The organism is Shewanella phaeophyticola (assembly GCF_025398315.1).
Taxonomy (GTDB): Bacteria; Pseudomonadota; Gammaproteobacteria; order Enterobacterales; family Shewanellaceae; genus Shewanella; species Shewanella phaeophyticola.
Genome location: NZ_JAODOQ010000001.1, coordinates 1,101,999 through 1,120,501, shown reverse-complemented (window position 1 = coordinate 1,120,501; position 18,503 = coordinate 1,101,999). Strand labels below are relative to the sequence as shown.

Genomic DNA, 18,503 nt, shown 5'->3' with positions numbered 1-18,503 from the left:
AAGTCGATAAAAAATGATTACACCATGCCTGTTATAGTAAAACGCTGGTATCAGCTGATTTCCTTATGTATTTCTAGCATCTTGCTGGCAGCATGCGGACAAGCACAATTGCCTTCAGGGTTGGTTTATTGCAGCGAAGGTAATCCTGAAAGCTTTAACCCCCAGTTAGTCACCTCTGGCACCACTATCGATGCGACTTCACACCAAATCTATAGCCAGCTGGTTAACTACAGTCAAGCCAAAACGGATATTATTCCTGGGCTAGCCACACAATGGTCTATCTCAGAAGATGGTCTCAGTTACCAATTTACCTTACGTGAGCATGTTAGCTTTCATAAAACCAACCGGTTTACCCCATCAAGAGACTTTAATGCTGACGATGTCCTATTTTCGTTTAATCGTATTATTGACCCCTTACACCCTTACCATTTAATCAGCAGAACGGGTTATCCTTTTTTTCAAAGTATTGGTTTTGATAACCTTATTGAGTCGATAGAGAAAGTAAATGATTACCAAGTCATCTTTCATTTAACCCGTAAAGATGCCTCATTTTTGGCCAATTTGGCCACCGACTTTGCCGTCATTTTATCGGCAGAATACGGTTATCAACTGCTGGCGCAAGGTACACCTGAAGACATTGATTATTATGCCGTAGGCACCGGTGCCATTTCAGCTTAATCAATATGTTAAAAATGAATATATTCGCTTTAAAAAGCACCCAGTATATTGAGGCTGCGACGGTTGAACTTGACCAGTTAGTGTTTGATATCACCCCAAGAAGCACATCGAGAATAGCCAAACTCATTACTGGAGATTGCAGCGTATCGGCTTTGCCTAAAGCGGCTGAATTAACGGTTGTGGCTGAACATCCTGATGTGGTGGTTGATGCGAAACCTGGCTTAAATGTGTCATTTTGGGCATTCAACACTCAAAAGCCACCATTAGATGATGTCCGTGTTAGACGTGCACTAGCCCATGCAATTGATAAGAAAAACATTCTCGAAGCGGTATACAACGACACAGCCGTTGAAGCCACAGGAGTTTTACCTCCAGCATCATGGGTACTACTCTAAAAACTTATCACCGAATGAATATAATCCACAAAAAGCCATTGAGTTACTCAAACAGGCTGGGATTAATAAGTTATCAATTAATGTGTGGGCAATGCCGGTTGCTCGAATTTATAACCCAAGTGCACTGAAAACAGCTGAACTTATCCAAGCCGATCTAGCTCGCATAGGCGTAAAGCTTAATATCATTAGCTATGATTGGAGTGTATTTGTACAAAAGTTATCAGCGTCTAACTACGACTCGGTATTAATTGGTTGGAATGCTGATAACAGCGACCCTGATAACTTTTTTACGCCATTATTAAGTTGTGCAGCACTGGCCTCGAACAATAACCGTTCACGCTGGTGTCAGAAAGACTTTGAACATTTACTCACCCAGGCGCAAAGTGTTACCTCACAACCAGAACGCAAAACATTTTATCAGTCTGCTGAAGCCATTATTAGCGATCAGGTTCCTATGGTGACATTAGCCCATGCCAAAAAAGTGGTATTGAAAAAGAACAATATTACTGCAATGCAAATTCGCCCTTATGGTGGAATTTCATTTGCCAAGGCAATACAAACAACAGAGGAAGGCGAATAAATGTGGCGTTATTTTTTTAGACGCATCACCCTGTTTGTGGCTACATCGATGGTAATGATAGCGGTACTGTTTATTGCTACAGGGTTATTTCCAGCCAATAAAGCCTATTCGTTGTCGGGGATTCAATATCCTACCGCTGAGCAGCAACGTCAAATTGAAACCGACTATCAACTTAATGATAATCAACTATTGCAGTTTACCGCTTATCTTCGCCAACGTTTGTCTGGTAATTTAGGTATTTCAAGCAATTCACAGCAAGCTGTAGCCGATGAGTTAGCTTCGGTGTTACCCGCATCGCTTGAGCTGTCACTTTTTTCAGGCTTCATTGCGGTGGTTTTTGGTGTGCCTTTAGGGGTAGTTGCAGCATTAAGCCGTAACAAAGCGCTACAGCACAGCATTTTAGCTTTTACCCTAACCGGTTATTCTATCCCGGTATTTTGGCTAGGGCTCACGCTCGCCATGTGGTTTGGGGTTAATTTAGGTTGGCTGCCCATTTCAGGCCAAATCAATTTATTATACGAAATAGAACCCGTAACAGGGTTTATGCTGCTCGATACATTAATGTCAGAGTCAACGTATCGCATACCAGCTTTTTATGACGCGTTATTACACTTAATTTTACCCGCAGTAACACTTGCGTTACTGCCATTTACACTCGTGGTTCGTATTACTCGTCAAGCTATCATTAATGTGATGAATCAAACTTACATTCGTGCGGCTGAAGCGCGCGGATTACATACATTTAAAATTTTAGTCCGCCATGCCATGCCCAATGCTTTAATTCCAGTACTAAAGAGCATTGGCTTAATGCTAGGCTCATTTGCCAGCTATGGCATCGTGGTTGAAGTGATTTTTTCATGGCTCGGTGTCGGCAGCTGGTTAGTGTCAGGTATTTATCAGCGCGACTATACTGTGATTCAAGCAGGTATCTTATCTGTATCGTTATTGATTATCTTTTTGAGCATTTTAATTGACTTAATGCACACTATAATCAATCCGATAAGTAGAAAGGACTTATATGCCGCGCATTAAAATCTACCACGAAGACCATATCGAATCGCCAATGTGGCGCTTATGGAACAGCTTCTCGGCAAATCCATTTGCGGTGATTGGCTTATGGGCAGTGATTTTTTTATTAGTATTAACCATTTTTGCACCGCTTATTGCCCCTTACTCCGCAGAAGCACAAGACCAACAAGTCTTGCTTTTACCCCCATCTTGGGATCCCGCAGGCAGTGTTGAGCACTTTTTGGGTACCGATGATTTAGGCCGTGATATTTTTAGCCGTATCTTGCATGGCGTGCAACTGACCTTTGGCATGTCATTACTGATAGTTGCGGTATCGTTATTTTTTGGGTTTATCATTGGTTCTCTATCAGGCATGATGCGCGGCATAAAGTCGAGTGTATTAAGCCACTTACTTGATGCTCTACTTTCTATCCCTTCATTATTGATGGCCATTTTAGTGGTAGCGGTCATGGGACCGGGGCTGAACAATGTATTTTGGGGTGTAGGTATTGCAATGGTCCCACAATTTGTGCGCGCCATTCATCAAGCGGTTCACGAAGAGTTACAAAAAGAATACGTTACCGCGGCTAAATTAGACGGTGCCAATTCGTTCCAGATTTTTTTGTATGTCATTATGCCTAACGTTTGGGATGTAGTGATTATTCAGGTCACAATGGCAATCTCGGCCGCTATTCTCGACATTGCTGCACTGGGTTTTTTAAATTTAGGCGCTCAGGCGCCAAGCCCTGAATGGGGTGCCATGGTGGCACAAGGGCTGGATAATTTATTACTTGCGCCCTGGACGGTGACCATACCTGGAGTGGCCATTTTATTTACGGTGTTGTCGGTAAATTTAGTCGGCGACGGTTTACGCTCAGCTCTTGCGCCAATAAGAAATTAACTATGCCATTACTCGACGTGCGTAACCTTACCATCGAACTTGATACCCCACAGGGTAGAGTCAAAGTACTCGAAAAAGTCAGTTTAACCATCAACCCAGGTGAAATTCATGGCTTGCTTGGTGAGTCTGGCTCGGGGCGTAGCTTATTTGCAAAAGCTATTTTAGGCGTACTTGGCCATAATTGGCACATTTTTGCAGACCGAATGATGTGGGACGGCCGTAATTTACTTGAAATGACAGCCAAAGAACGACGTTGTTTAATGGGCTGCGACATGGCGATGATATTTCAAGACCCTTCAGGCAGTTTAGATCCAGTTAAAACCATTGGCAGCCAACTTATTGAAGCCATGATGCCTAATAAGAACGTGCCCTTTTGGCGACGTAACCGCGATACTTATTTAAATGCTCAAAAATGGTTACATAAAGTGGGCATTAAAACCCCTAAAAAATTGATGAAGTGTTACCCGTGGGAGCTTTCTGAAGGCGAATGCCAAAAAGTCATGATCGCTATGGCGGTGGCTAACCATCCAAAACTGTTAATAGCTGACGAACCAACAAACTCAATGGAATTGAACACTCAAGCACAAATTTTTAGGTTGTTGTCACAATTAAATCAATTGCAAAATGTGTCGATATTACTGGTGAGTCACGAACTTGAAATTATGGTGAATTGGTGTGATAACCTAACCATTCTATACAGCGGCCAGGTAATGGAGTCGGGCACTGCTGCTGCGATGGCCGAGCAACCTTTTCATCCTTACACCCGAGCATTATTGAAAAACTTACCCGATCACACCCAAAAAATGCGCCACAAAGCCGATTTACCCACATTGCAAGGGTCGTCACCGTCGATGCAGCACTTACCTGCAGGATGTCGTCTCGATGCACGCTGCCCAGAAGCACAACGTAAGTGTGTAAAACAGCCACATCTTGAACACATAAAAGATCGCTATTTTGCCTGCCATTTCCCTTATCAAAGTGAGCAAGAAGATGACGACGCCATTGCTTAAAGTCACCGATTTAAGTAAACAATACTTAACCGGTTATAAACGTTTCAAACCACAATACTACCAAGCATTATCGCCAGTATCATTTGAACTTGGGCGCGGCGAAACGATGGCGATTGTTGGCTCTGTGGGTTCTGGCAAAAGCACCCTAGCCCGTATTTTAGTGGGTGCAGAACAACGTAGCGGTGGTGAAATATTTTTTGAAGGTGAAGCCTTAGAAACCCGTAACCAAAAACAGCGTTGCCGCTTAATTAGGATGATCTTCCAAGATCCAACCACCTCGCTCAATCCACGCTTATCGATTGGTAATTTATTAAAAGAACCTCTGCGCTTTAATACCCAACTTAGCTCAAATGAACGTAAAACGCTGGTCTATGAAACACTGCGTAAAGTCGGGTTGCTGCCAGAGCATGCCGATTTTTATCCGCATATGGTGTCTGAAGGTCAAAAACAACGTGTTGCCGTTGCGCGGGCATTAATGCTCAACCCTAAAATTATTATTGCTGACGAAGCATTAACAGCATTGGATATGTCGGTGCGTTCTCAAATCATTAACCTACTGTTAAAGCTACAAAAAGAGTTGGGCTTGTCGTATATTTTTGTGTCACACAATCTGAATATCATCCGCCATGTGAGTGATAAGATTATGGTGCTACAAAATGGTCAAATGGTGGAAAAAACCACCACTGAAGCACTGTTTAATTCCCCTCAGCATGAGTACACACAACGGCTGATCCAAGAGCAAAGTCAATTTATGCAACGACGCTAAACTGCTCCAACCACTGCGGTTTTGCCCTGTTTTTTGCAAAAATCAGTGCCATTTAGTCGTCGAACTAATTATCCTAGAGCCAATGTTAAAGGAAGAAACCAAAATATGATTATTAAACCTAAGATCCGTGGCTTTATTTGTACAACAACTCACCCTGTTGGCTGTGAAGCCAATGTCAAAGAGCAAATTGAACTCACTAAAGCCAAAGGCAAAATAGCCAATGGTACCAAAAAAGTCCTTGTTGTAGGCTCTTCTAGTGGTTATGGCTTGTCATCACGTATTGCCTCAGCATTTGGTAGTGACGCTGCGACTATCGGCGTGTTTTTTGAAAAACCAAGTACAGAAACCAAACCCGGAACGGCTGGTTGGTACAACACCGCTGCCTTCGACAAATTTGCTAAAGCTGAAGGCTTATACTCTAAAAGTATTAATTGCGATGCCTTTAGCCATGAAGCTAAGCAACAAGTGATAGAGTTGATTAAGCAAGATTTAGGTCAAATCGACATGGTGGTGTATTCATTAGCTTCACCTGTGCGTAAATTACCAGACACTGGCGAAGTTATTCGTTCATCACTAAAGCCCATTGGTCAAACCTACTCTGCAACTGCAGTTGATACCAATAAAAATGCCATTATCGAAACCTCGGTAGAACCAGCAACCGAGCAAGAAATTGCCGACACTGTAACCGTAATGGGTGGACAGGATTGGGAATTATGGATGAGCGCGTTAAGTGATGCTGGCGTTTTAGCTGACGGCTGTAAAACCGTGGCTTACAGCTACATTGGTACCGAGTTAACCTGGCCAATATACTGGCATGGTGCATTAGGTCAAGCCAAGATGGATTTAGACCGTGCTGCACATGCGTTAAATAACCAATTAGCTTCTAAAGGTGGTTCTGCTAACGTCGCGGTACTAAAAAGCGTTGTGACACAAGCCAGTTCAGCAATTCCTGTAATGCCACTATATATCGCTATGGTGTTCAAGAAGATGCGTCAAGAAGGCCTTCACGAAGGGTGTATGGAACAAATTTACCGTTTGTTTACCGAACGTTTATACCGTGAAGATGGCCAAGCTCCTGTGGTTGATAGCGAAAACAGACTGCGTTTAGACGATTGGGAATTACGCGAAGATATTCAGCAACACTGCCGTGATTTATGGCCACAAGTAACCACTGAAAACTTAAGTGAATTGACCGATTACAATGAATACAAAGAAGAGTTTTTAAAACTGTTCGGTTTTGGCATTGAGGGTATCGATTACGAAGCGGATGTCGATCCTAACGTGACATTTGAGGTTATTGAACTGTAACGTTTAATTAGAATTAGCATCTCATTAGCGAAAAGCCGCAATGCACGCATTGCGGCTTTTTTGTATTTAAAAGAACCATTAAACTCACGTTAATACCATTCCCTGTTTTGTATGTTCTGCCCATCGTCAAGATCAACAAACAATGATGCTAGTCGCTACGCCAAAGGATTATATTCATTCCATATTAGACATAAAAAAAGGGTTAAGCCAGATGGCTTAACCCAAAGTAACGCAAGGGATAAAAGATGGAGTGTTACGGTTTACTATTTTTTCTCTAAAGCATGCTTAGCAGCATTTTCACCTGCAATACGACCAAACACAACAGTGTCAGCAATCGCATTACCACCTAGGCGGTTAAAGCCATGTAAACCACCAGTCACTTCGCCCGCAGCAAATAGACCAGACATTTTCCAGCTTTGTAGGTTTAATACGTTAGCATCAGTATCTACTGCTACACCACCCATAGTATGGTGAATACCAGGAGCGACTTTTACAGCGTAGAAAGGAGGCTTAGTTAAGTTAAGTGGCATATCGTCACGACCAAACGCGTCGTCTTTACCCGCTGCTTGATACTTATTGTAGTCACCTGCAGTTTTAGGTAATTTGCTCATGCCAGTGATTTTAGCTAGCTCTTCGATAGTGTTACCTTTACTTAGCATGCCTAAGTGATCATAACCACGTACCATTTTCTTCTTAGCAACAAGCTGCTCGTCAAATACTAACCAAGCATATTGATCTTTTTGCTTTAAGATGGCATCAGATGCACGGTCACGAGTGGTTAATTCATCGATGAAACGCTCACCATCAGTGTTTACCATGATTGCGCCAACACCACGTACGGTTTCAGAGATTAAGATACGGCTGTCTTTACCAATGGTAGGATGCGCTTGAACCCAGTCAATATCAGTCATTGACGCACCAATTTCTTTAGCCAGTAATACACCGTCACCAGTCGCGGTTACGTTGTTTGAGCTGGTCATGTCTTTCATTGTTGGACGGTAGTAAGCAATCATTTCTTTGTTCATGCCGTAACCACCGGTTGCTAATACGACAGAATCTGCAGCAACCATGTTATAACCTGAATGACGACCGTGAACCACAACACCTGCAACTGACTTATCGTCATTTAATACGATTTTTTCAATTCTAGAGTTCAAACGTACATCAACATCACGTTCTTTTGCTGCTTTACGTAATGTATCAACGATGTGTGGTCCTACTGAAGCACCACCTGATGGACGGTGAGTACGTTCAACACGAGCACCACCAGAGCGTTTTAAGTCATCTAGGTTTGCACCCAATGACTCAAGCCATTTAACTGCATCCGCAGACTCTTCAGCTAAGATTTGGACTAATTTAGGGTCATTTTGGTAACGACCACCTTTCATCGCATCTTCGTAGTACCATTCAACTTTATCTTCAATGCCTTTTTTCTTCTGCTGTGGTGTACCCACGGCGTTAATACCACCAGCAGCTAGCATTGAGTTACCACCTGTATATGCGGCTTTTTCAAATAAAACCACTTTTGCACCCGCCATTTTGGCAGAGATAGCAGCGTTAAAACCAGCAGAACCCGCACCGACAACAATCACATCAACGGTTTCTACAGAGTGGCTTTATCAATGGCTTTTTGGATTTTTTCTTGATCCCAAGCACCGTCCCATTTTTTCTTCGCTTTGGTTTCTGCAAAAGGCATTTCCATATCGAAGTTGTGGCAATTGTTACAGGTTAACTGAGGTTTATCGTGACCAGAGTGACAAGACGTACAATTAATATCACCTAGATGAGATGTGTGTGGATCAAAATGTAATTTGTCATTTGCGAGTTCAGCATAATCACCATGACATGATTTACACTGGGCATTTTCATGAGTTTCGCTGTCGCTCACTTTTACCGGTTTAGTATGACATGACTGACAACTATCCATTTCGGCATGAAATGAGGCTAAGTTGTCAGACTTCGCCACTGCAGCACCAGAAGATAGCATCATCACCGCCATCGCTGAGACTAAGTATTTTAGTTTCATTGTTCGTTCCTTTTCTTATGTAGATTTTTACTTGCTGTTGTTGAGTGCAAGGTTACCCACAAAGAGATACCAAAACTTAGACACACATCAAACTTGGAAATGGGTTAAGTTATTGTGAAACCCTGTTCAGTGTTTCTTAAAATGCTGCTTTAAAATTCGTGCTGTGACCCACGTTCATGTTCCCTCTGAAATTAGTCTTTAGCATTAGCCCATGCTTTCAACACAACGAGAAAGCCCACTCATTCCAAAAACATTAAATTAATGAGAAGAGATGACTATGAACACAAAAAAATCTTTACTATCAGTAGCTTTACTATCTGCACTATCACTAACCTCAGTCAGTGCGCTAGCTGATTCACCGACAGGATACGGCCGTTTAGACATAACACTAACCAATTCTGACCACGGTTTTACCACTCAAAATAGAAAAGCTGGCACCGTTTTAGAGAACAACTTTAGCCGTGTGGGTGTAAAGGGAAGTGAGAAAATCAATGACGATTACGAACTGCTTTATCAGATGGAAGTGCAAGTAAATGGTGCTACAAATGAAGGTGATGACGACGTATTCAAATCAAGAAGTACCTACTTAGGTATAGCATCAAAAACGATGGGTACCGTACTAGTCGGTCGTAATGACACGGTAATGAAATCATCTAAAGGTAATGTTGAAGCATTCGATCTGACCAACGCGGCCTATAACCGTATGATTGCTGGCCAAGACAGAAAGGCAGACGGCATTACTTATTACTCACCAACTATTGCTGGCGCATTTACCGTTAACGGTACTTATTTAGTCGATGACAACTACGAAGGTAGTGATGAAACCCAATATGCTATCAGTGTGATTGCGGGTGACAAAAAACTCAAAAAACAAAATTATTATGTAGCAGGTGCATACAATACTATCGGTGGTGTTGATGCTTACCGTGCTGTTGGTCAAGTTAAAATGGGCGACTTTAAAGTGGGTGGCCTGTTCCAAAACACGGAAAGCCAAACCAACGCTGAAAAAGAAGGTAACTCGTACTTTTTTACTGTGACATATGATTTAAACGGTGTTGATTTAAAAGTCGAGTACGGCCGTGACGAAGCTGGATTTGGTAAATTCATCAAATATAACTCAGAAGTCGCATCTACAGCTGATTATAATTCAGCAACTGATGTTGAAGTGACCTCATTGGTATTTGGTGCTGAATATAAATTATCAAAATCAACCATGCTACAAGCGCATTACGCCATGTATGACGGTGAGTACCAAATCGACAACTCAGGTACTGTTATCGACTTGCAAGACGACAACATTGCCACTGTTGGGGTAAGATTTAACTTCTAATCCCAAACATTATATACCGCTCCCCGCAAAGCCAGGTTAAACAATTGATTACTGTTTAACCTGGCTTTTTATAACGCAAATACCTTGGGAACTTGCTCTTGTTAACGTTTCTAACATTTTCACTTACCTTTCTGTGCGAGTGCATAATGTGCGATGTATACTTTGTATATCAGCCATTATCAATATGCTTATGCGAATTACTTTAAAACAATTAGCTATTTTTAAAGCCATCCATCATTGTGGGCAAATTTCTAGAGCCGCCAAAGAGTTGCACATGTCAGTGCCCGCCGTCAGTATGGCGCTGCGAGATTTAGAAGACTCATTGGGTAGCCGCTTGTTTGAACGCAGCAGTACTGGACTCACCATTAATGACAATGGTGCAGTTATTTTACCTTACGCCAATGAAATGCTGTCTAAAGGCAAAGAATTAGAACATGTATTCGCGCAAGGTGCGGCCATTAGAGGCACGATTAAAGTCGGTTGCAGTAAAACCGCGGGGAATTACGTATTATCACGCAAGATCCCCTTATTTAAGCAACAGCATCCTTCTGTTGATGTGAAGCTAGTCATCAATAACAGCTTAACCATTGAACAAATGGTCGCCGAAAAAGAACTCGACCTTGGCTTTGTTGACGCCAAACCTGTGCATAAAAATTTATCCCATGAGGCTTGGTTAAAAGACCGCTTGTGTATCGTCACAGGCGCTAACAATCCACTCGTGTCAGAGCTCATCACCAGTGAATTACTGTCACAGCAATTGTGGGTAATGGATGAAACCATCTCGGTATCACGACTCAGAAATACTCAATTGCTTAAAAGTGCCAATATTACCATTAACCAAGAGCTATCCATGAATACCATGGGGGCGATAAAACGCGCTATCGGCACCGGAGTGGGCGTGAGTGTGTTACCGCTTTTAGCCGTTGAAGAAGAAATCATTCGGGGTGACTTAGTCGAACTACCATTAAATTGCTGGGACTATTCTCGCCATTATTGGTCAATTTATCGCTCTGAAGCACCATTAGACCGCTTAACCCGTGAGTTTTTAGACTTTAGCCTACCAAAATGAATTTTTACGCCCAATGATTAATCAAGACCCGGTTATTTTAGGCCTACTTGCCATTACATTAGGGCTTATTTTTTATACCAGCGAGAGTCCCCATCGTTACTGGCAAACCTTTTATCGTTATATGCCTGTCATGGTGGCATGCTATGTGGTGCCATCATTGTTTAACACCTTCGGGCTAGTTGATACCTCAGCAAGTCAACTGAACAATATTGCCGCGCACTATATTATGCCAGCGTGTCTCACCTTACTTATTATTAGCGTCGATATTAAGTCCATATTAATGCTTGGCTCCAAAATAATTGTACTGTTTATTGTCGGCAGTATTGGGATTATTCTAGGTGGCATTTTTCACTGTATGTTTTTTCAATACTGTCTCCTGAGTTGCTAAACTGGCATGGCGCGGAAGCAGCCTGGCGTGCGATGGCAACGCTAGCAGGTAACTGGGTGGGCGGTACAGCTAATCAACTGGCCATGAAAGAAGTCTATGCTGTTGATGACAATATGTTTGCCATCATGATTTCTGTGAACGTAGTATTTTCAGCGCTTTGGATGTCATTTTTACTTTTTTGCGCTAATCACGCTAATGCTATTGATAGCAAGCTCAAGGCTGATAATAATGGCATAAACAAGCTGGTTGAAAGTATTAACTTGCGCGATAAAGCATTGTCGAAGTTTAAGTTACCTATACCCACCCTATCGAGTTATATGGCGATTTTTGCGGTGGCATTTGGCGTTACCGGTTTAGCCCATTTCGGCGCAGATCTCTTGGTGCCATTTTTTAGTCATCACTACCCTCAATCGGAAAAACTCAGCTTTACATCGCACTTTTTTTGGATTGTCATCATTGTCACCAGCGTCAGTATTATATTGTCTTACACCAAAGTCAGGCGACTAGAGCGCCAGGGCGCATCGAAAATTTCGTCTGTATTGCTATACCTATTAATCGCCACCATGGGATTAAAAATGGACTTAACCATGATCAATGACTTTCCAATCTATTTTGCCATTGGCTTTGTCTGGCTTGGCTTTCACGCATTACTGATTTTGATTGCAGGATTAATCATAAAAGCGCCATTAGCGTATATGGCCATTAGCAGCCAATGTTGCATTGGCGGCGCGGCATCATCGCCAATTGTGGCTATGGCGTTTAACCGCCACTTAGCTCCCGTTGCGGTGATGTTCTCGGTGTTTGGCTATGCTTGGGCCAATTACATGGTGTGGATTTGTGCCGAGTTAATGCGCATGATTAATCAATAAAGAATTCGTCCCTAAATGACCGCCAATCATTAACGACGGCTCATTGACTAAAAACACTAAAGCTATTGCAGAGGTAAGTAGATATCGACTGCTTGTTGCAGTTCGGTGCCGGGCTCAACAACTTGGCCAACGTTAAGGCGTTCAAACATCAATGGGCTATTGCGTAATGAATATAACTGCTCGTTTAACCAAATACGGTAAAGGTAATCAACTCCAGCATGCAACAGCACATTGATATTGCTATTTTGCTTATCGGTTGTTACCGATAGCTTTGCATAACGACCTGCAACAATAATGTTGGTATCAATCCCCTCTTGTGTTAAACCCGTTGACGCTAACCTCGAATATGTTGCTTCATCAAGTGAGACGCCAATATCCATATGATATGGCTGCGCTTGTGGCAGACTGTGCACGAGATTAAACGTTCGACCAACGTTAGGCTTCCACTGCGTATTTTTGCCGCCATTGAATAAAGCGCTCGATCGTCTTAGGCATTGCCTTGGCAGAGTGCATTGTGCGTAACACTAGCCAGCGTTAAGGCATCCATTGACACTATCTCTACATCAGCAGTGAGCATTCCATCTTGAGGTGACTCAAACGATTTAAGCGGTTGTTGTTTGGCAAAGAAATTGTTCCAATCGGGCGCTTGCCTGAATGACTGTGGGCTTTGACCAATACTATGGGTGAACGAGTCAACAAAGTCTGATTCATTGTTATAACCTAAATTTGTCGCGATAGCCTCAAGTGAAATTTGTTCGCCAAACCCCAATTGATGAGCTGCCTGCAAACTTTTAAGTAACTCGACGTATTCCTCAATCGACAAACGGTATAGCGAGTAAAACAAGTGTTGAAAATGACACGCTGGCAGGTCTGCAATCGTTGCCAGGGTATCAATATTCAATGGCGCTGCAATATTAGAATCGATATAGGCGAGTGCTTTTTCAAATGCTTGATCGAGTTTATGGCTCACTTGTTTTCCTTAATGGCCTAAAATAAAAAGACCTAGACAGTATGCCTAGGTCTTTTCTATTTCACTAATTTAACTGACTAAAACGAATAGACGCTAATGAGATTAACGCAATTCATTGTCATTTAATTATTCAACTACTGGATATTCAATTTCAGCATCAGCTTTAAGTGTAGCAATCACAGCACGGTAATCCGCTTCGCTGTTTTGTGGTGCTAAGCGTTGCTTAAGGGTATTAATTAAATTGTCGTTAATGCCTTGAGCTTCATTCACTTTATCAACCACAATCACTGCGTAACCTGTCGCTAGTGCAGCAGTATCAATTGACACGCTGTTTTCAGCTGGTGCGGCAATCTTGAAAGCTTTGTTGGTGATGGCTTGGTCAATATCTTGATTAAAACGACCTAAACCCGGTAATGAAGTTAATGTGGCACCCGTTAATGTGTCGTTACCCGCTTTTAACTGAGCCATAAACTCTGCCGCATTTTCGCGTGCAGTTTCGTTAGCTTTATCTTGTTTTAAGCGCGCTACGATAGCCGTTTTAACGTCAGCAAATGGTTGTGTTCCAGCCATGTTATGTTGCTTAACACGAATAACAACTACATGGTTTGGCGCTAACTCAATCACGTCACTGTTCATGCCACTGGCCAATACTTGGTCAGAGAATGCTGCTTTAATAAACTCAGGGTTATTGAATTTAGCTGGTACATTGTCACGCGAGAACAACGCTGTCGTTTGCACTTTAGCATCGACTGCTTGCGCTGTGTCGATTAAGGTATCAGGGATCTCATAGCTGGTGTCAGCCAGTTTGCTTTGTAAGCCATAAAATACATCTAATGCTTCATTCTCTTGCAGCTGAGCCACAATTTTGGCTTTTACATCATCAAACGCAGTTGCTTGGCTCGCTTGCACATCAAGCAGCTTAATGATGTGGTAACCAAACTCAGTTTTAACCACTGGTGAGACTTGATCTTGCTGAAGTGCAAATAATGCCTCATCAAAAGCTGGGTCCATCACACCTTGTTCAAACCAATCTAATTGACCACCTTGTTCAGCACTTAACTGGTCATCAGAGTCAGTTTTAGCCACTTCAGCGTAATCTTCGCCTTGGTTTAACTTAGCAACAATCGCATCAGCTTTTGCTTTATCAGCACTTTCATCGTCAGTTGCAGCAACGAAAATATGGGCAGCTAAGCGTTTTTCTGCTGTTTGGTATTGTGATTTGTGCTCGTCATAATAGGCTTTAACTTCTTCGTCTGTGGTTTGGCTATTTTTAGCCATTTCAGCAGCGTTAAGTTCAACATACTCTACGCTAACTTGTTCAGGGCTCATAAATTGAGCTAAGTTAGCATCATAATAAGTTTTAGCTTCTTCATCAGACACTGAAACACTTGATAAGTATGGTGTAGAGTCAACCACTAAGTAACGAATGTCACGTGTTTGGCCTTGTACTTGGGCAAGCTGTTTTGCTTCACCGTCTAATACAAACTCACTGCCTACAATCGCATTTAATAACTGACGACGTGTCATATCAACGCGCATCATGTTTCTAAAACTGGTGGTTTGATAACCTAATTGACGAAGTACCGCTAAGTATCGCTCGTTATCAAATTTACCATCTGTTTGAAATGCAGGTTCTTCAATAATGGCTTTTTTAATTTGATCATCAGAAACACGTAACCCTAATTTGGCTGCTGCTTGATCAATTAACTTGTCGGCCACTAAACGGTCTAAAACACCTTGCTTTATGCCGTTCATGTAGTTGTCATCAGCGGCTAATGTATTAAACATGTCACCTAACTGCTGCTCAATGCGTGAGCGTTCATTTTGAAAAGCATTTTCCAATTCGCTAGCGCTAACTTCTTCACCATTAACGATGGCGGCAGGAACACCCGTGTTAGAGCCTAAATAGCTGCTCACACCGGCAAAAGCAAAAGAAAGTATCACGAGGACAAGAATTGTTTTAGCAACAACCCCTTGTGAACCTTCACGGATTTTTTCTAACATCTGAATTCTCGCTTGTTGCGATTAATAAAATAAAAAGGCGCATCACCTTGTGGATGCGCCTTAATGTAAATTATATGGAGTTATCAGACGCTACCACGGGTATGACCCAATACTCCCAATATTCATTATGCTTTGCATAACAATATTGCTTTTCGTAAAAAGCACCGCATAAGCAGTGCTTGTCTTTACGAATGCCTTACAAAGGCTACGTTGTTAACGATTTAGTTAACAGCGTCTTTTAGCGCTTTGCCAGCTTTGAACGCAGGAATGTTCGCAGCAGCAATTTTAATTTCTTTACCCGTTTGTGGGTTACGGCCAGTACGCTCAGCACGTTGACGTACTTCAAATGTACCAAAACCAACTAGAGAAATCTTATCGCCTTCTTTAAGACCTTCAGTAACAGCAGCGATAAAAGAATCTAGTGCGCGGCCAGCAGCAGCTTTAGAAATATCAGCACCAGATGCGATTTTCTCGATTAGTTCAGATTTGTTCATGTCATCCCCTTGAATGTTATTGTCGCGCCGCAACCAAATCCGTGTTTAGAGCGGTCTGCGGAGGCTTTATTTTAATAAGCTTGATAACACATCAAACTTAGTATGAAAACCAAAAAAATGAAATTGGATACAGCTCAAAGTCAGATGCCCCAAGGGCTTGGTGCGTCTGACTCTCCACAGACCTAGGCTACCACAGGTCAGCGTTTTGTTAAGCCCCTTTTTTCATTTTTTTTATGCTCTACAGCAATTTTTTAACTAATAAGCTATTTTTTAACCACTTCGAAGCCTTCAACTGGTCGTTCGAGCGCCAGTTTCAAGACTTCATCAACCCAGCGCACTGGATGAATGGTTAAATCTGCAATCACATTAGCTGGAATTTCTTCCAAATCGCGTTCATTTTCTTTAGGAATCAACACGTGTTTGATTCCACCGCGATGTGCTGCGAGTAATTTTTCTTTTAATCCACCAATTGGAAGTACTTCACCACGCAAGGTTATTTCGCCTGTCATGGCAACATCACTGCGCACAGGATTACCGGTTAAACTCGATACTAACGCAGTACACATTGCAGCACCGGCTGAAGGATCATCTTTTGGTGTCGCCCCTTCTGGCACATGCACGTGAATATCACGTTTTTCATAAAAGTCGCTATTGATGCCTAAGTTGTCAGCGCGAGCACGCACTACCGTCATCGCAGCTTGAATCGACTCTTTCATCACATCGCCAAGCGAACCGGTATAGGTTAACTTACCTTTACCGGCAACCGAGGTGGCTTCGATTGTTAATAAATCACCGCCAACCTGAGTCCATGCAAGGCCGGTTACCTGGCCAATTTGGTTATTCGACTCTGCTTTACCAAAGTCAAAACGCTGCACACCTAAGAATGACTTAAGGTTGTCTTGATTGACCTCAACCACTTTAACGGTTTTGTCTAACAAGATTTGCTTAACCACTTTACGGCATATTTTCGAGAGTTCACGTTCTAATGAACGCACACCCGCTTCTCGGGTGTAATAACGAATAATGCCTAAAATAGCACTGTCATCGACCTTGATCTCATTAGCTTTAAGACCATTGCGTTCAACTTGCTTTGGCAATAAATGTTGCTTAGCGATGTTTAGCTTTTCGTCTTCGGTGTATCCCGATAAGCGGATCACTTCCATACGATCAAGTAAGGAATCATGGAATATCCATTGAGTTTGACGTGGCCACGAACATTACATCAGATAAATCGTAATCGACTTCTAAGTAATGGTCGTTAAAGGTCGCATTTTGCTCTGGGTCAAGCACTTCTAATAATGCCGACGATGGGTCGCCGCGCATGTCAGAACTCATTTTATCGATTTCATCGAGTAAGAATAATGGGTTTTTAACCCCCACTTTAGACATCTTTTGGATGACTTTACCCGGCATTGAACCGATATAAGTACGGCGATGCCCACGAATTTCTGCTTCATCACGTACGCCGCCTAATGCAACACGCACATACTTACGACCAGTGGCTTTTGCGATTGATTGACCCAGCGAGGTTTTACCAACACCTGGTGGTCCCACTAAGCACAAAATTGAGTAGCTTTAAGTTGTTTAACTCGGCTTTGTACTGCTAAATACTCAAGAATACGCTCTTTGACCTTTTCAAGACCATGATGGTCAGTGTCGAGCACTTCTTGCGCTTTGGCTAAGTCACGCTTAATTTTAGAGCGTTGTTTCCAAGGCACTGATGTCATCCAGTCTACATAGCTACGAACTACCGTGGCTTCTGCTGACATCGGTGACATCATTTTAAGTTTATTCAATTCAGCACTGGCTTTTTCTTTGGCATCGCTTGGCATGCCCGCTTCTTCAATTTTACGCGCCAGTACTTCAAATTCATCGTGGCTTTCGTCAATGTCGCCTAATTCTTTTTGAATCGCTTTCATTTGCTCATTCAAATAGTATTCGCGCTGGCTTTTTTCCATCTGTTTTTTAACGCGGGTACGGATACGTTTTTCAACTTGCAATAAGTCGATTTCCGATTCCATCATCGCCATTAAATATTCTAGACGTTCGCCCACGTTGATCATTTCTAATACCGATTGCTTGTCTTCAAGCTTTAACGGCATATGCGCAGCCATGGTATCGGCTAAACGTGCGGCTTCATCAATACCCGACAATGAAGTAAGCACCTCTGGTGGGATTTTCTTATTGAGTTTGATATACCCTTCAAACTGACCGATAGCACTGCGAACCAGTACTTCTTCTTCTTTGTCGCTTAATTCTTGCGACTCAAGGTATTCGGCAGTTGCAGAAAAAAATTCTTCTTCTTGAGTGTAGCGAGTAATTTTAGCGCGCTGACCACCTTCAACGAGCACTTTAACCGTGCCGTCAGGAAGTTTTAATAGCTGCAAAATGGACGCTACGGTACCAATATCAAAAATATCGTCCTTGGTTGGCTCGTCTAAGTCAGCATCACGCTGAGCGACCAGTAAAATTTGTTTGTCTTGTTCCATTGCCGATTCTAGGCAACGAATGGATTTTTCCCGTCCTACGAATAGCGGAATTACCATATGCGGATAAACCACCACATCTCGCAGTGGTAATACGGGGAGTTCGATATGCGCTTCACGCTCTTGGGTCATGGCTCGATTCCGTTTAATGAAATAGACTAATACTGAGTATATTGGGGTGTTGTTGTCAGTTTCAATGGCCAATACGAAAAAAGGAGCCC

The 18,503-nt window shown here is 42.4% G+C and carries 15 protein-coding genes and 2 pseudogenes; 10 read left to right on the top strand and 7 right to left on the bottom strand.

Going from position 1 to position 18,503, the window contains the following annotated elements:
- Positions 1-24: 24 nt before the first annotated feature.
- From N4T56_RS22680 to fabV, 6 genes and pseudogenes are all read left to right on the top strand, one after another.
- A pseudogene (locus tag N4T56_RS22680) lies at positions 25-1,653 on the top strand (ABC transporter substrate-binding protein).
- Positions 1,654-2,685: an ABC transporter permease gene (locus N4T56_RS05240; RefSeq protein WP_261732473.1), complete on the top strand. Its 1,032-nt coding sequence runs from the start codon at positions 1,654-1,656 to the stop codon at positions 2,683-2,685.
- Positions 2,672-3,562: an ABC transporter permease subunit gene (locus tag N4T56_RS05235; RefSeq protein WP_261732472.1), complete on the top strand. Its 891-nt coding sequence runs from the start codon at positions 2,672-2,674 to the stop codon at positions 3,560-3,562. The genes N4T56_RS05240 and N4T56_RS05235 overlap by 14 nt, the downstream gene beginning before the upstream one ends.
- Before the next feature lie 2 nt (positions 3,563-3,564).
- A complete protein-coding gene (locus N4T56_RS05230; RefSeq protein WP_261732471.1) occupies positions 3,565-4,572 on the top strand; it encodes an oligopeptide/dipeptide ABC transporter ATP-binding protein in 1,008 nt (335 codons plus the stop codon).
- On the top strand, positions 4,553-5,338 hold the full coding sequence (locus N4T56_RS05225; protein WP_261732470.1) for a peptide ABC transporter ATP-binding protein: 786 nt from the start codon (positions 4,553-4,555) through the stop codon (positions 5,336-5,338). The genes N4T56_RS05230 and N4T56_RS05225 overlap by 20 nt, the downstream gene beginning before the upstream one ends.
- 105 nt (positions 5,339-5,443) lie before the next feature.
- Positions 5,444-6,646 carry an enoyl-ACP reductase FabV gene (fabV, locus tag N4T56_RS05220; protein WP_261732469.1) on the top strand — a complete coding sequence of 401 codons (1,203 nt, stop codon included), beginning with the start codon at positions 5,444-5,446 and terminating at the stop codon, positions 6,644-6,646.
- A gap of 263 nt (positions 6,647-6,909) precedes the next feature.
- On the opposite strand, the gene N4T56_RS05215 is transcribed toward fabV, so the two are convergent.
- Together N4T56_RS05215 and N4T56_RS05210 are read right to left on the bottom strand one after the other, a co-directional pair.
- Entirely contained in the window at positions 6,910-8,238 is a 1,329-nt protein-coding gene (locus tag N4T56_RS05215; protein WP_261732468.1) for a flavocytochrome c, read from the bottom strand.
- Positions 8,239-8,249: 11 nt separating this feature from the next.
- Entirely contained in the window at positions 8,250-8,672 is a 423-nt protein-coding gene (locus N4T56_RS05210) for a cytochrome c3 family protein (RefSeq protein WP_261732467.1), read from the bottom strand.
- 271 nt (positions 8,673-8,943) lie between these two features.
- Here N4T56_RS05210 and N4T56_RS05205 point away from each other — a divergent pair, with 271 nt between their 5' ends.
- From N4T56_RS05205 to N4T56_RS05190, 4 genes are all read left to right on the top strand, one after another.
- Positions 8,944-10,002 (top strand): porin, encoded by a 1,059-nt coding sequence (locus N4T56_RS05205; protein WP_261732466.1) that lies wholly within the window; start codon positions 8,944-8,946, stop codon positions 10,000-10,002.
- 184 nt (positions 10,003-10,186) lie between these two features.
- Complete coding sequence (locus N4T56_RS05200) at positions 10,187-11,071, top strand: LysR family transcriptional regulator (RefSeq protein ID WP_315903009.1); 885 nt, start codon at positions 10,187-10,189, stop codon at positions 11,069-11,071.
- Positions 11,072-11,084: 13 nt separating this feature from the next.
- Entirely contained in the window at positions 11,085-11,459 is a 375-nt protein-coding gene (locus N4T56_RS05195) for a DUF819 family protein (protein ID WP_261732464.1), read from the top strand.
- 32 nt (positions 11,460-11,491) lie between these two features.
- Positions 11,492-12,328, top strand: coding sequence for a DUF819 family protein (locus N4T56_RS05190; RefSeq protein ID WP_390904012.1), 837 nt, complete (start codon positions 11,492-11,494; stop codon positions 12,326-12,328).
- 62 nt (positions 12,329-12,390) lie between these two features.
- Here N4T56_RS05190 and N4T56_RS05185 read toward each other — a convergent pair whose 3' ends face one another.
- The 5 genes and pseudogenes from N4T56_RS05185 to lon form a co-directional block, all read right to left on the bottom strand.
- The gene (locus N4T56_RS05185; protein ID WP_261732462.1) at positions 12,391-12,741 is read right to left on the bottom strand and encodes a hypothetical protein; all 351 of its coding nucleotides are present in this window, start codon (positions 12,739-12,741) and stop codon (positions 12,391-12,393) included.
- A 74-nt stretch (positions 12,742-12,815) separates the two neighbouring features.
- Positions 12,816-13,298 carry a helix-turn-helix domain-containing protein gene (locus N4T56_RS05180; RefSeq protein WP_261732461.1) on the bottom strand — a complete coding sequence of 161 codons (483 nt, stop codon included), beginning with the start codon at positions 13,296-13,298 and terminating at the stop codon, positions 12,816-12,818.
- Positions 13,299-13,424: 126 nt separating this feature from the next.
- Positions 13,425-15,302 (bottom strand): SurA N-terminal domain-containing protein, encoded by a 1,878-nt coding sequence (locus N4T56_RS05175; RefSeq protein ID WP_261732460.1) that lies wholly within the window; start codon positions 15,300-15,302, stop codon positions 13,425-13,427.
- Positions 15,303-15,523: 221 nt separating this feature from the next.
- Complete coding sequence (gene hupB, locus N4T56_RS05170; RefSeq protein WP_160053351.1) at positions 15,524-15,796, bottom strand: nucleoid-associated protein HU-beta; 273 nt, start codon at positions 15,794-15,796, stop codon at positions 15,524-15,526.
- Positions 15,797-16,059: 263 nt separating this feature from the next.
- A pseudogene (lon, locus tag N4T56_RS05165) lies at positions 16,060-18,414 on the bottom strand (endopeptidase La).
- Positions 18,415-18,503: the final 89 nt, after the last annotated feature.